The 12,646-nt window shown below is 37.2% G+C and carries 14 protein-coding genes and 3 pseudogenes; 8 read left to right on the forward strand and 9 right to left on the reverse strand.

The annotated features are described in order from the left end of the window. Positions 1-6: 6 nt before the first annotated feature. Positions 7-576 carry a tetratricopeptide repeat protein gene (locus tag AC1M86_RS07860; protein WP_481607683.1) on the forward strand — a complete coding sequence of 190 codons (570 nt, stop codon included), beginning with the start codon at positions 7-9 and terminating at the stop codon, positions 574-576. Between the two features lie 30 nt (positions 577-606). Here the strand turns inward: AC1M86_RS07860 and AC1M86_RS07865 are convergent, their stop codons facing one another. Beyond that, the gene (locus tag AC1M86_RS07865) at positions 607-1,509 is read right to left on the reverse strand and encodes a thiamine phosphate synthase (protein ID WP_481607684.1); all 903 of its coding nucleotides are present in this window, start codon (positions 1,507-1,509) and stop codon (positions 607-609) included. Between the two features lie 136 nt (positions 1,510-1,645). Between AC1M86_RS07865 and hemP the strand changes: the two genes are divergently transcribed. Continuing rightward, on the forward strand, positions 1,646-1,816 hold the full coding sequence (gene hemP, locus AC1M86_RS07870; protein WP_035267337.1) for a hemin uptake protein HemP: 171 nt from the start codon (positions 1,646-1,648) through the stop codon (positions 1,814-1,816). Positions 1,817-1,917: 101 nt separating this feature from the next. On the opposite strand, the gene AC1M86_RS07875 is transcribed toward hemP, so the two are convergent. The 5 genes from AC1M86_RS07875 to tsaA all read right to left on the reverse strand — a co-directional run bounded on the left by AC1M86_RS07875 (position 1,918) and on the right by tsaA (position 7,158). Next, positions 1,918-3,249 carry a sensor histidine kinase gene (locus AC1M86_RS07875; RefSeq protein WP_481607685.1) on the reverse strand — a complete coding sequence of 444 codons (1,332 nt, stop codon included), beginning with the start codon at positions 3,247-3,249 and terminating at the stop codon, positions 1,918-1,920. A 12-nt stretch (positions 3,250-3,261) separates the two neighbouring features. Next, positions 3,262-3,927 (reverse strand): response regulator transcription factor, encoded by a 666-nt coding sequence (locus tag AC1M86_RS07880; RefSeq protein WP_481591355.1) that lies wholly within the window; start codon positions 3,925-3,927, stop codon positions 3,262-3,264. Between the two features lie 145 nt (positions 3,928-4,072). Beyond that, a complete protein-coding gene (locus tag AC1M86_RS07885) occupies positions 4,073-4,450 on the reverse strand; it encodes a NirD/YgiW/YdeI family stress tolerance protein (RefSeq protein WP_481607686.1) in 378 nt (125 codons plus the stop codon). Between the two features lie 102 nt (positions 4,451-4,552). Next, positions 4,553-6,310, reverse strand: coding sequence for a type IV pilus assembly ATPase TfpB (gene tfpB / locus AC1M86_RS07890; RefSeq protein ID WP_481607687.1), 1,758 nt, complete (start codon positions 6,308-6,310; stop codon positions 4,553-4,555). Between the two features lie 128 nt (positions 6,311-6,438). After that, on the reverse strand, positions 6,439-7,158 hold the full coding sequence (gene tsaA / locus AC1M86_RS07895) for a tRNA (N6-threonylcarbamoyladenosine(37)-N6)-methyltransferase TrmO (protein WP_481607688.1): 720 nt from the start codon (positions 7,156-7,158) through the stop codon (positions 6,439-6,441). A gap of 105 nt (positions 7,159-7,263) precedes the next feature. Here tsaA and AC1M86_RS07900 point away from each other — a divergent pair, with 105 nt between their 5' ends. Next, the gene (locus AC1M86_RS07900; protein WP_035267346.1) at positions 7,264-8,043 is read left to right on the forward strand and encodes a ferredoxin--NADP reductase; all 780 of its coding nucleotides are present in this window, start codon (positions 7,264-7,266) and stop codon (positions 8,041-8,043) included. 125 nt (positions 8,044-8,168) lie between these two features. Here AC1M86_RS07900 and AC1M86_RS07905 read toward each other — a convergent pair. Next, positions 8,169-9,343: pseudogene (locus tag AC1M86_RS07905) on the reverse strand (IS3 family transposase). A 185-nt stretch (positions 9,344-9,528) separates the two neighbouring features. Here AC1M86_RS07905 and AC1M86_RS07910 point away from each other — a divergent pair. The 5 genes and pseudogenes from AC1M86_RS07910 to AC1M86_RS07930 form a co-directional block, all read left to right on the forward strand. Continuing rightward, positions 9,529-9,741 (forward strand): annotated as a pseudogene (locus AC1M86_RS07910) (AHH domain-containing protein); the annotation flags it as partial. A gap of 5 nt (positions 9,742-9,746) precedes the next feature. Further along, complete coding sequence (locus tag AC1M86_RS07915; protein ID WP_481607689.1) at positions 9,747-10,292, forward strand: hypothetical protein; 546 nt, start codon at positions 9,747-9,749, stop codon at positions 10,290-10,292. Positions 10,293-10,501: 209 nt separating this feature from the next. Beyond that, the gene (locus AC1M86_RS07920) at positions 10,502-10,930 is read left to right on the forward strand and encodes a transposase family protein (RefSeq protein WP_481607690.1); all 429 of its coding nucleotides are present in this window, start codon (positions 10,502-10,504) and stop codon (positions 10,928-10,930) included. Positions 10,931-10,938: 8 nt separating this feature from the next. Continuing rightward, positions 10,939-11,157 carry a hypothetical protein gene (locus AC1M86_RS07925; RefSeq protein WP_481607699.1) on the forward strand — a complete coding sequence of 73 codons (219 nt, stop codon included), beginning with the start codon at positions 10,939-10,941 and terminating at the stop codon, positions 11,155-11,157. A 49-nt stretch (positions 11,158-11,206) separates the two neighbouring features. Further along, positions 11,207-11,317, forward strand: coding sequence for a hypothetical protein (locus tag AC1M86_RS07930; protein ID WP_481595909.1), 111 nt, complete (start codon positions 11,207-11,209; stop codon positions 11,315-11,317). A 37-nt stretch (positions 11,318-11,354) separates the two neighbouring features. Here AC1M86_RS07930 and AC1M86_RS07935 read toward each other — a convergent pair whose 3' ends face one another. Both AC1M86_RS07935 and AC1M86_RS07940 read right to left on the reverse strand, forming a co-directional pair. Continuing rightward, positions 11,355-11,615: a hypothetical protein gene (locus tag AC1M86_RS07935; RefSeq protein WP_481607691.1), complete on the reverse strand. Its 261-nt coding sequence runs from the start codon at positions 11,613-11,615 to the stop codon at positions 11,355-11,357. 445 nt (positions 11,616-12,060) lie between these two features. Next, positions 12,061-12,646 (reverse strand): annotated as a pseudogene (locus AC1M86_RS07940) (RHS repeat domain-containing protein); the annotation flags it as partial.

Genomic DNA, 12,646 nt, shown 5'->3' on the forward strand with positions numbered 1-12,646 from the left:
AGGTTAATGAAAAAACTGAATTTTAGCGTACTATTCGCCAGCATATTACTCTTAGGCGGTTGCCAAACTTTAACCTCCCCTCAAAACTCACAACCGTCTCAGAAACCTAAACAACCTGAGACTAAAACAACACCATCTCAAAAAGATGCCGATGGTATTAAAATTACGCCTTATGATCGACCCGAGATTAAACGGGAACAATTACAAATTGTTATTCCTGAACAGAAAAGCTCAACTCAAAAATTCGATGATGGCCGCCAACTTCCCGCATTTAAAAATCTAATGCAACAAACCCATCATGCATTTCGTCAAGCAAAATGGAGTGAAGCTGAGAAAGCCGCACTCCAAGCACAAAGACTTGCCCCTCAATCTGCAGAGACCTATATGTATCTCGCGATGATTGCCAATCAAAAAAATGAGGCAAAAAATGCTGAATCGTTGGCAAAACGAGGTCTCAGTTATGCTCAAACAGCAACGATGAAGCGACAACTTTGGCAAATTATTTTGAAATCAGGTCAACTCCAAAAAAATCAAAAACTCATCCAAGAAGCACAAAACCAAATCAAGAAATTTTGATTTAAGCATGAGTTTTACTTTTTAATGCCTTTAAAAAGCACGAATACCAGCAATTCCATAAGCTCCATGTTGTATGGCCTGATCTAATAATTCAGGCTTCATACCGCCTAGCGCATAAACTGGTATATGTATATCTTTTGATAACAATTCAAACTGCGTCCAACCTAAGGGTGCTTGCTGAGGATGCGATGTTGTACACAGTACTGGACTTAAAAATATTGCATCAAAACCTAACGCTACAGCTCGACTGACACTAGAATGGTCATGACAGGATGCGATGCGTTTAATGCCCTTCCATTCCTCCATAAATGAATCAGAATTTAATTGCATCAATTGATCATGTTTAAATTGTACGGCAAATACTTTTTTCTGATTTGATTCTGATAATCCTATCCACACATCACGATTGATAATGAGCTGATCCAGTTGATTCTTCTGGTTGAGATGCAGCGCAAAATCTAAAGCATTTTTAGTTCTCAAATAGCTAACTCGATTAAGATCAATGATTGTATCGAGACGATCTATATTTTTTATTGCAATTTTATTCGGCCAGAGTAGTCGTTTAACAATGGCATCATTAGCTTTAGGAAAATTCAAAATGGTTAGTGCTGAACGATCATGCCATGTCCAAGGACTTTGAATATGATCTAGTAGAGACTGATCAACATAAGCCTGATAAATGTGTAATTTTACGATTAGATCTTCATATTCATGCGTAATAATATCGAATAAATAGACATGATCTAGAAAAATTCCCACCTCTTCTTGAACTTCACGCTTGCAAGCTTGTTCAGGAGTTTCACCTAACTCCACTTTTCCTCCAGGAAACTCAGCTTTATCCCCCTGATGTAAAGAGACTTCTCTCCATCCTACAAGAACTTGATTTTTGTGGAATAACAACGCTATAGAAACATTAAGTGTTTTTTTTGACATGATTTTCTTTCAAAAAATGAGTGCTTAATTGTAAGCATTTTATGTTTTTTTATAAATGAGAAAAAATATCGTTGACAGCTCTATTCGATAATGATTATCATTTAAATCGTTCACCACATACCACGGAGTCCAAGGAATGAACGCACCATTTAGCTTATTTACACGTAATAACGAAAACCACCAAGCATTACCAATGCTTCACTCAAATAATCTATTTGCTCTAGGCAGAGAAATTCGCATCATGCATGCAGGAGAAGAATATCGCCTTCGTCTCACACGAAATAATCGACTCATTTTGACAAAATAAAAATTCTAAAATTTGATAATAATAATCGTGGAACTAAGCAGTATGAATCAGCCCATACTGCTTCTTTAATTTTATTTCTTCAACTTTATAGACAATCGGTTTTAATGAAATTTTATTTCAACTTTTAAACCACCTAACTCTGATTTCTTAAATACAATCTCGGCTTGATGTAATTCGACAATTTTACGGCAAATTGATAATCCTAATCCTGAGCCCGTTGTACGTGTGCCTAACTGACGATAAAATCTTTCTCCCAGCCGATCAATCACTGTTTGCTCAATGCCGTGACCTTCATTTTCAATCACAAATAGAATTTCATTATTATTTTGTTTGATTAAAATATCAACGATTCCATTCTGTGGCGTATAGCGGATTGCATTATCGACTAAATTTCGAATGCAGCTAAACATTAACTCAGGATTTGCCTTAATCGCATGATTTCCTAACTCAGTTTTAAACTGAATATTTTTTTCTTGGCTCAAAGGTTGTACTGAATGTAAAACCTCTTTCGTCAAACGGTCTAAATCTATGGACTGTATCGGTACATCTTGCGTTGAAGACGGATCAAGTCTAGCCAACAAAAGTAAATTTTCTAAAATATTTGAGCCCCTACTCACATCTTTTAGAATCTGCTCTAAGTCTTGTGACAAATCCTCATGATCAGACTGGTATTTTCGTTTTAAAAGTTGTAACCGCATTTGAATCGCAGAAAGTGGCGACCTTAATTCATGGGATGCATCAGCTGTAAAACGTTGTTCCGCAGTAATTGCCCGATCTAAACGCTCCATCATTTGGTTTATTTGACTCACAATAGGTTGCAGTTCTTTTAGTTCTGGTTTTGAAGGTGTAATCGGTGATAAATCCTTAACAGTCTTTTGGGAAATTAATTTTGAAAGTTGGTGAATAGATCTAAACTGACGTCGTATAATAAAGTGTAGAATAAACCATTGAATGCCCCATAAAATAATGAGAACACCACCGTAGCCCAGCAAACTTTTGAATAACTGATCAACACGCGCTGACATGGGTTGAAGCATAGTTAGAATTTGCTGATCACTTTGCTCACTGTAATAACGAAATAATCGTCCTTCTAGCCAAACAAAACCAAAGTGATCATTCTGAAAAAACACCTTGGAACCAATTTGATTGAAAGCAAGGTCTTGGGATTCAATCAAAATAAGTTCATCGAGCTTTAATTCATATTTGATATCAAATTGTTCACTTAAATCATCTAACTCATTTCCCACATGACTTGAAATATCACTGACCAAAATCAAATCGGCGATTTCATCCATCATATTGTCATGGGTCTGCATGTTTTGGTAAAGCGAGATCACCAATAAAAGAATTAATGCGATAACGCCCGCCAACATCGAACTGAGCATTGAAGACTTAACAAGACGATTTTGTAAAGAAATAGGGTGCTGATGCAACGCTGTTCTACCTTAAGCCTGATCTAAATTCATTCTATAACCTAATCCGCGAATCGTTTTAATCATGGTTGAGCCTATTTTTTTCCGAATCTGATAAATAAAAACTTCAACTGCATTACTTTCGATTTCATCACCCCAAGCATATAAGGACTCTTCTAGTTGTTCACGTGTCACAACACGTTCAGGATGTTGCATCAACTTATATAAAATTTGGTACTCTTTCGCTGTGAGATTGACAATTTCTGAATTCAATTTAACAACTTTGGTTTGGGGGTCCAAACTCACGGATCCATACATTAGGATTTGAGACGTGCCTTTGTGCTGAGTACGTAATTGTGCTCTCACTCTCGCCGAGAGCTCATCTAAACTGAATGGTTTAACTAGATAATCATTAGCCCCCAAATCAAGTCCTCCAACACGATCTTGGATACTGTCTTGGGCTGTAATAAAAATAACTGGTGTATTGTGTTGGTGTTTTCTTAAATGTGTCAGAATGTCATCACCAGTTGCTTTCGGTAATCCACGATCAAGTAATAAACAATCATATTGATGCTGCTCAATTGCTAATATCGCATGATCTCCACGCTCGACCCAATCAACACTATATCCATCCATTTCTAACCAAGCTTTGATACTTTCAGCTTGTGACACATCATCTTCTGCTAACAATATACGCATGTCTCTCTTCACTAAGCCACAATTCATTCACTATAAAGTTTTTCAAAAAAAGATGCATAAAAAAACCACATTTCTGGAGAATGTGGTTTTTTGGTTTGAGTACTTAAAAGCCATAAATCAAATACTCAATTCAGTAGATAGCTCATTAAAATTGAACTTGATCTACATCAATTTCTACACGCTTAGCAGGCTTATAATCAATATCCACTTCACCAATTAATACAACAGGTGTTTTTGCAGAGATTGGTTTACCTTGCCAAAGTTCATCATCAATATCCACAGTGATCACACCCGTGCTATCGCGGAATTGATATTTTTCATCACCAGTTGCCTTAACAATATAGCCTTTTAATTTCACTGGGGTATCATCTTTGGCAGTTAAAGCATTTTTAACAGTCGTAATTGCTTGTGGTGCAATGGCTGCATGATTAACAGCACTTTGGTTCACTGCCGTATTAGCCATTGCAAATGTAGTTGCACCGACTAAAACTGTCGCGATTAAAGCTTGATTTAAAACTTTCATTTTCTATACCTTTTCATGTGATGTTTGTTTCGATGAAGCTATTAAAACAAACAAAGCTGAAGCGAATCTTAAGAAATATGAATATTTATTAATCTTTGACAATTAACTTAGTGGTACGACTCTTAGTACCTCTTCTAATGTCGTTACCCCTTCAAGGACTTTTCGAGCACCCGCAATACGCAACGGCTCTACACCTTCTTTTTTTGCGTGAGCACGTAATTCATCTAAATTAAGATTAGCACTGATTTTTTGTTTTGTTTCTAGAGACACAGGCATAAACTCATATATACCCACCCGACCCTTATACCCTGTGTGACGACAATGTTCACAACCTTTGGCATGATACACTTGAGCAGGCATCTTCACTAAATACCCATAGGTCAGATGTTCCCATTCTTGAGCATTAATTTCCCGTTTTTCTTTACAATGAGAACATAATTTTCTGACTAACCTTTGCGCCAATACCCCTAAGATTGTTGCCGCTGTTAAAAATGGCTGCACCCCTAGATCATGTAAACGAGTCAAGCTTGAAGGTGCATCGTTTGTATGAAGTGTTGAAAGTACGAGATGACCTGTTAACGCAGCTTGAATCGCCATATTCGCTGTATCTTGGTCTCGGATTTCCCCTACCATGATAATGTCTGGATCTTGGCGCATGAGGGCACGTACACCATCGGCAAAATGAAGATCAATTGCAGGGTTTACCTGCATCTGATTAAAGCTCGGCTCTATCATCTCGATAGGATCTTCAATCGTACAAACATTTAATTGCTCAGTCGCAAGTTGTTTCATTGATGAATACAGGGTTGTGGTTTTACCTGAACCAGTTGGACCTGTCACTAAAATGATGCCGTGACTATTTTTGGTAATGGCATTCCATTGTTCTAGCAGTTTTCCTTCAAAACCCAGTTGTTGGAAACTCCTCACTAATACTTCAGGATCAAAAATTCGCATTACCATTTTTTCGCCTGCTGCAGTAGGCAGAGTTGATAAACGCAGTTCAGTTTCTTGACCCTTAGGTGTACGCGTTTTTAAACGCCCATCCTGAGGACGTCGTTTTTCTGCAACGTTCATACGACCCAGAATTTTAATACGAGAAATTACTGCCGTGAGTGTATTGCTAGGCATGTTATAAATCGTATGCAGCACACCATCGATACGGAATCTAACACGTCCTTTCTCCGCACGAGGCTCAAGATGAATATCACTCGCACCCTGTTCAAAGGCAAATTGAAGCAACCAGTCGACTAATTTTACGATGTGCTGATCGTTGGCATCAGGATTTTGACTATCACCCAATTGTAAAAGGGATTCAACACCTCGGCTCTGTCGGTCGTAAGCTCCTGAATATTGAGAAGAGTTTACTGCTCGGCTCACTTGATAATATTCAATCAAGTAACGTTGTAACTGCTCTGGATTCAGTAAAACCTTAACAATTTTTTTAGGACTTAAACTCTTTTCTAAATTCTTAACCCAATCATCCAAGAATGGTTGATCTGTACCAATTAAGATCTGATCAGGATGCACCTCCACAGCAAGAATTTTATTTTTGAATGCATATTCTTGTGACATGACCTGAGTCAGTGCTGCAACATCTACTTTAAGCGGGTCGATCACATAATATTGGAGTTGTGTTTTTAATGCTAACCACTCACATAAGCGTTGCAATGTTAACTTATGTTGAGGTTGAACTTGATCTACCAATTCAAAATGAGCAATCCACTGCAATGGATGCCATTTAAATTGATCTTTTTGGCGGTGTCGGGTTTGTATGAGCAACTTATCTCGCTCTAAAATACGACCATCTTTTAGTAGTTGTTCTAAACACCATGTTGTATCAATTTCAAAATTAAAATTCATTCAAATTGCCCCATTCCTTGAGCCCAACTATAGCAAATTCTTTATTCAACATTAGCCTTTAGCCTATTCAGAATTTACAATTAAATTCATTAGATCAAATTCAGCTTTAAATACATCAGTCCAACAATTTATTCGTTTGCACAAAGTTCCAGTGCAACGATCTCAACCTCAGTATCCACTTTAAATTTGACATTTAAGAGGCCGAAACTTAGCCCATAAATTCGCTCAGGATCATTTTGATAAGATGGTCTTGGATCAAATGACAAAACTTGTTCCAATTCCTTTATTAAACTTTCAGCGACACATTGTTGATCCAACAGTTGATTTCGCTGAGTTTCAGCAGTTTTTGACCAAACAACTTTTTTTTGAATTGGCTTATCCTGTGCATAACCGCTCGTCGCCTCAACCACGGCATCAGAATATTGAATATATGGTTTGATATCGATAACGGGTGTTCCATCTAGTAAATCACTGCCAGACACATACAATCTCAAAGAATCACCTTCTTTAAAAAGTTTTTTGAATTGTACGACTGACATACCGATAGGTGCTGGACGGTACATGCTTCTTGTCGCAAAGACCCCCATTTTTTTATTTCCACCTAAACGTGGTGGTCTGACTTGTGGCTTAAATTTTTGATTATTCTGATTTTTATTATCGTGAAACTGCCAAATCAGCCATAAGTGACTGAAATCATGTATACCTTCAAAAGCCAATTCATCATTATATGGCGCCAATAGTTCAATATAACTTTCAACATTTACTAAATTTGGCTGACGTGGAATACCAAACTTTTCTTTGTAGGGAGATCTCATTATACCAATCACAGGTAAAGTCAGCTCATTCATAATCACTTTTTTTGATAAGCTCAATTAAATATATTCAGTTTATCGAGAATGGTTTTAGTTTAGAATAGCAAGCTGTTCTAATTTGATAATTTATTGAGACCTTTAATGGCTGCTTTTAACGTCGAAAAGATTACTCACGTACACCACTGGAATGACACATTATTCAGTTTTAAAACGACTCGCGATACAGCATTGCGTTTTAAAAATGGTCAATTTGTGATGATTGGTTTAGAAGTCAATGGCAAGCCTTTAATGCGTGCATATTCGATTGCTAGCGCGAACTATGAAGAAGAACTTGAGTTTTTCTCTATTAAAGTTCCAGATGGTCCTTTGACATCAATCCTACAAAAAGTAAAAGTTGGTGATGAAATTTTAGTTTCTAAAAAACCGACTGGTACACTTGTTCTTGATGATTTAAATCCTGGTAAAAACTTGTATCTTTTATCATCAGGTACTGGTTTAGCTCCTTTCCTTTCGACTATCCGTGATCCAGAAACTTATGAGCGTTTCGAGAAAATCATCGTTGTACACGGTACACGTTATATCTCAGAGTTGGCGTATCAAGACCTTATTCAAAATGAAATTCCAAACCATGAGTTCTTTGGGGAACTTGGTGCGAAAGAAAAGTTAATTTATTACCCAACAGTTACACGTGAAGACTTCCATACTCAAGGTCGTGTTACAACTGCGATTGAAACTGGTGCTCTTTTCGAGAAAATCGGCTTACCTCGTTTTAATCCTGAAACTGACCGTGCAATGTTATGTGGTTCTCCTGCATTCCTTGACGATGTAGCTGCACTTCTTGACCAACATGGCTTAAAAGAATCTCCACGTATGGGTGTTCTTGGTGATTATGTGATTGAACGTGCGTTTGTTGAAAAATAAAATTACGTACAATAAAAAAACCGAGCTTTTTTGCTCGGTTTTTTTATTGAGTGTTATATTTACCCTATTATTTAAATCGATTTTATCTTGATTTAACTCTGTAGTAACTTTATTCAGTGTAGAGGTCAACAAATATTGGACATAGTTTTAAGTTTTTGTTCAGCCTCACAAGGGCTGATGCCATCATTAAATTGATGTCGTCGAATCTGATTGTAATATTTCATCAGATACAGACCGATATCTAGCTTTGCTTCTTCAATTGAGTGATATCCGAGTTTAGGAATCCATTCAGTCTTAAGGCTCCTGAAGATTCGTTCTGTTGGAGCATTATCCCAACAGTTACCTTTTCGGCTCATACTTTGTCGCATGTCATAATGCTCTAACCTCTGTCGAACGAGATGACTTTTATATTGGCTACCTGAGAAGCATTGCTTCGCAAGAGAATGAAAGATGACACCAACAGGCTTTCCTCTACAATGCCATGCTTCATCTAAAGCCTTAATCACTAAATGCTGATCTGCTTTTGCTGATATAGACCAACCAATGATTCAACGTGCATATAAATTAAGAACGATAGCAAGGTAAGCCCATGTTTTACCTGTCCAAATATATGTAATATCGCTGCTCCAAGCATGGTTAGGTTGAGCAGGTTTAAATTGCCTATTTAATGTATTTGGGGCAACAGGAATATCATCAACATTGCTTTGATACTTGTGCCTCTTACGCTGTTTGGAAACAAGCCCCAATTCACGCATCAACTTACGTACCAAATAGCGCCCAACACTAATACCTTGATTCAGTAGCATTGATCGAATTCCACGACTGCCGAGAGAGCAACGACTCTGTCTAAAAAGACTCTTGATCATCACTTTAAGCTTGATGCGATCTGGATTCGAACTTTTACTTTTTGAACAGTAATGGTAGTAACTTGAACAAAGTACACCAAAGGCGTGACATAATAATTTAACAGAGCTTAGCTTTCTTAATTGATCGATCAACACATATGTTTGAATTCGTCTGACATTAAGAGAGCTGTAGCCTTTTTTAGAATAATCTTCTCCTGTTCGAGTTGATGAATACGAGCTTTAAGTTGCTGTATTTCTCTTTGCTCGGGAGTTAAAGCAGTGGCTGTTGGAGCTTGACCTGTACGTTCCAGTTGAAGTTGATCGACCAAACGTTTTAATGCTGTTTGTCCAACATCTAAAGCACGACAGGCTTGAGAAATTGAATAGCCTTGATCAAGCACAAGGCTAGCTGCCTCTAATTTGAATTCTGGAGTGAATGTTCGTCTTGTTTTCATTGAGCACCTCTTTGGTGAATACATTATCACCTAATTTAGTGTCCAACTTTATTAAACCACTACATGCGGTAGATTTCGTGTGTAGGCTTCTTCATTTGAAAATTATATGGCTGAAGAAGCCCTTAAGAATAGCTTTGTGCAACAAAGCCATTCATTAGTACAAAAAATCTTCAAAGGGTGGGTTTAATATAAACGGCGCAGAGAATGGTGTGCGATTATCAAATCATAGGGGGCCACATCAATATTACAGTATAAGGATTGAAAATTATTTGAATAACGTAAATCGTACCTATCCAAATATGACGAATGAAGAGGCAGCAAAGTACCTTGTTAACTTTAATCGTGAAATGAGAGTAACTTTGAGAAATATGGATAAGAAAGGGACAAGACTGGAGTAAGCGTAATGGCATTATATGATATTGAGAAATATGATGACTCTTTAACTTTTAGTAGTGATCATGTCGGTAGGTTGGATCAAGGCAGTGATGAGTTATCTTCTGATTGTAAAAAAGCTATACATATGTTTTTCGAAGAATTCTCGCAAGTAATCACATTGCTTGATTGGGATTATATAGCGATTGAGTTCTGGTTTGATGCGGGGCATTTATATTTATTTCCAGAAAAAATTGTTGACAAAACAATTGATTTTACTGATTTAGGGGCGACCGAAAGACTTGATCCTTATTTCACTCTTTGTCTTACATCGTATCTAAAGAAATTTGATGCCTTTGTTGAACATGATTATGGTAAGTTCTCTGATAATGAGCTTGAAGAATGGTATTTAGAAAATTGTAAAGAGGTTTTTGGCAGTGTTAGTCTTGCATTAAGTGATAGTACCCTTTCCAATTTTATTCTAAATGCCTTAAATAGGAAGCAAATTGTTTTTCGTTATTTTGGAACTTCTAGAAAAATTGAGTATGGAGAAAAAACTATTGCTTTGATAATGTGATACATATTGTAGATTTTTTACCATTGCAGGGGGAGAGAGGACGATGCTAATTTATTTTTTTCTTTAAAGCATCAATATCAATATTTTCAAACATAACTTTTCTCTGCAGTTGAATTCTTAAATAGATCTCTTTCATAAATCAAAAAACGATCTATCCCTTGCTGACTATTTGTACCGAATAATTTTAAATATTCATGCATAATGTGCGAATGAAATACATCGACTCAAAGAAGCTTTCTGAAACACAGTTTAAGCGATATACAGGCATCTCATGGTCAACCTTTGATTTAATGACTGAACAGCTAAAAATGCTTGTACCTGCTAAAGGTAGACCATCTAAGTTAAGTGTAGAAGATCAAATCCTTCTGTGCTTAAGTTATTGGCGTGAATATCGAACATTGTTTCATGTCGCAACGAGTTATGGTGTGTCAGAGCCTACTGCTTCAAGAATCGTCCGCCACGTAGAGGATTGCCTGATCAAGTCCAATCTATTTAATTTACCCAAGAGTTTGCCTGAAGGCGAAGGTATCGACTGGAATGTGGTGATCGTAGATGCCACAGAAATTCTAATACAAAGACCTAAAAAAAACAGAAGAAAAGCTATGGTGGTAAGAAGAAGGCACATACTTTTAAAGTAGAAGCCATTATCCATTATAGAACACAGCAAGTTCTGAGTTTATGCACGAGTCGTGGTGCTGTACATGATTTCGAGCTTTTCAAACGTAACCTGAATCAAATTCTTAAAGGGTCTTTTATCCTTTCAGATAAAGGCTATCAAGGGATTTATACGGTGTATCCAAATAGTCTATTGCCATTAAAAGCAAAAAAGCGCTGTAAACTACATCCTGTAGCTAAAACTTTATAACCAAGAAATCAATAAAAGAAGAATTGGGATTGAGCATGTATTTGGGACTTTGAAGACCTTCAAAATCCTTGCTGAGCGATATCGCAACCGTGGCAAAAGATTGGGATTAAGATTCAGTTTAATCGCAGGGATTTATAATTTAGAACTGAGTAAAAAATGATTTATGAAAGAACCCTAATTTAAAATATATTCCATCACTATTTCTTATCAATATAATTTGCTATTATCTCAATTAAAAAAACTCCTAAGCTAATTATTAACCCTACTCCAATACTTATAGCTAGTGCTAGCCCAATAGAACTGTCTTTACCATTTGATAGATCTGAGAAGACCATCAATAAAAACATAACTACAGCAATAATAATACCTCGTATAATAATATTAATAATCGGATGTTCTGTAGCTTTGAAATTCGCTATAAATACTCCCATGATTATTTCCACTAAAATTGTTAACATTACTTCACCTTATTTATTAGTTGATTTTTCTTTTTCAGTTGCAGCTTTAACTGCTCTTGAACCAGCTTGCCCCATGACTTGCTCATTCGCAAAAATAACCATGCCTGAAGCATTATTCTTAACAAACTTCCCTATATTTGGGGTATGCCACACTTTTCCAACCAACTTGCCCAAAACCAGCTGCTGCTGATGTTGTAGCTCCCCATCCACTCGTTACAGCACTAACGGCAGCGACTCCTCCAGTACGTACAAGATTAATATCTTTAACGCATCTACAAGTATATGCTTGGATACCAGCATCCATACCGCCACCTACTAACGCTGAAGTACCTGCTGCTTTAGCTACTGTAGCCGCAGTTAAACCTGCACCTTCTAATTGTGCTCCAGTACCAATAAGCGGTGCTACTTTCTGGGCAATTGGTGCAGCCACTCTACCTACAACTGGTGCAGCAGCAGATCCAGCTGCCGCAGTTCCTGCCACAACATAAGGTCCATAGCCTGCTACAGATGCTGCCGCCAAGTTATTATTACGTATTACACCTAATGATCTTAAAGTACGAGCATCCTCGGGTTTTCTAGCAAACCCAGACATTGTATTTGGGAATAGAAAGCCAATACCTAATCCCGATTTTTTTCCTTCTTCTGGCTGCAAGCCCATTGGATCAACCCACTGATTCGGATCACTTACATAAGCCGACGTGTTCATACCACCAAATAACCCTATCGGGTCTTTACTGATATAACGTGCACTATACGGTTCATAGTATCTGTAACGGTTGTAATGTAATCCTGTTTCCTCATCGTAATATTGCCCTTGGAAACGGATATCACTTTGTTCTAATGGGTTCTCTTGGTGCTTCACTTTGATCTGTTGTGTTTGTCCCCATGTATTCAGTGTTAACTCCCAGATACATTCACCTTGCTCATTACTTAAAGCTTAAGGTGTACCAACTTGGTCACAGTGGTAGAACGCAATCTGTTCTAACTCTGTTGGACTCTTCCTTGAGTCTGTTCTCCACACTGGATCTTTA

The sequence above is a fragment of the Acinetobacter sp. ANC_7654 genome, assembly GCF_056779855.1.

What these genes read in the sequence shown, in the direction of transcription:
- AC1M86_RS07860 (WP_481607683.1), top strand. Translation starts at nt 7, where the DNA reads ATGAAAAAACTGAATTTTAGCGTACTATTCGCCAGCATATTACTCTTA.
- AC1M86_RS07865 (WP_481607684.1), bottom strand. Translation starts at nt 1,509, where the DNA reads ATGTCAAAAAAAACACTTAATGTTTCTATAGCGTTGTTATTCCACAAA.
- hemP (WP_035267337.1), top strand. Translation starts at nt 1,646, where the DNA reads ATGAACGCACCATTTAGCTTATTTACACGTAATAACGAAAACCACCAA.
- AC1M86_RS07880 (WP_481591355.1), bottom strand. Translation starts at nt 3,927, where the DNA reads ATGCGTATATTGTTAGCAGAAGATGATGTGTCACAAGCTGAAAGTATC.
- AC1M86_RS07885 (WP_481607686.1), bottom strand. Translation starts at nt 4,450, where the DNA reads ATGAAAGTTTTAAATCAAGCTTTAATCGCGACAGTTTTAGTCGGTGCA.
- tfpB (WP_481607687.1), bottom strand. Translation starts at nt 6,310, where the DNA reads ATGAATTTTAATTTTGAAATTGATACAACATGGTGTTTAGAACAACTA.
- tsaA (WP_481607688.1), bottom strand. Translation starts at nt 7,158, where the DNA reads ATGAATGAGCTGACTTTACCTGTGATTGGTATAATGAGATCTCCCTAC.
- AC1M86_RS07900 (WP_035267346.1), top strand. Translation starts at nt 7,264, where the DNA reads ATGGCTGCTTTTAACGTCGAAAAGATTACTCACGTACACCACTGGAAT.
- AC1M86_RS07915 (WP_481607689.1), top strand. Translation starts at nt 9,747, where the DNA reads ATGGCATTATATGATATTGAGAAATATGATGACTCTTTAACTTTTAGT.
- AC1M86_RS07920 (WP_481607690.1), top strand. Translation starts at nt 10,502, where the DNA reads ATGAAATACATCGACTCAAAGAAGCTTTCTGAAACACAGTTTAAGCGA.
- AC1M86_RS07935 (WP_481607691.1), bottom strand. Translation starts at nt 11,615, where the DNA reads ATGTTAACAATTTTAGTGGAAATAATCATGGGAGTATTTATAGCGAAT.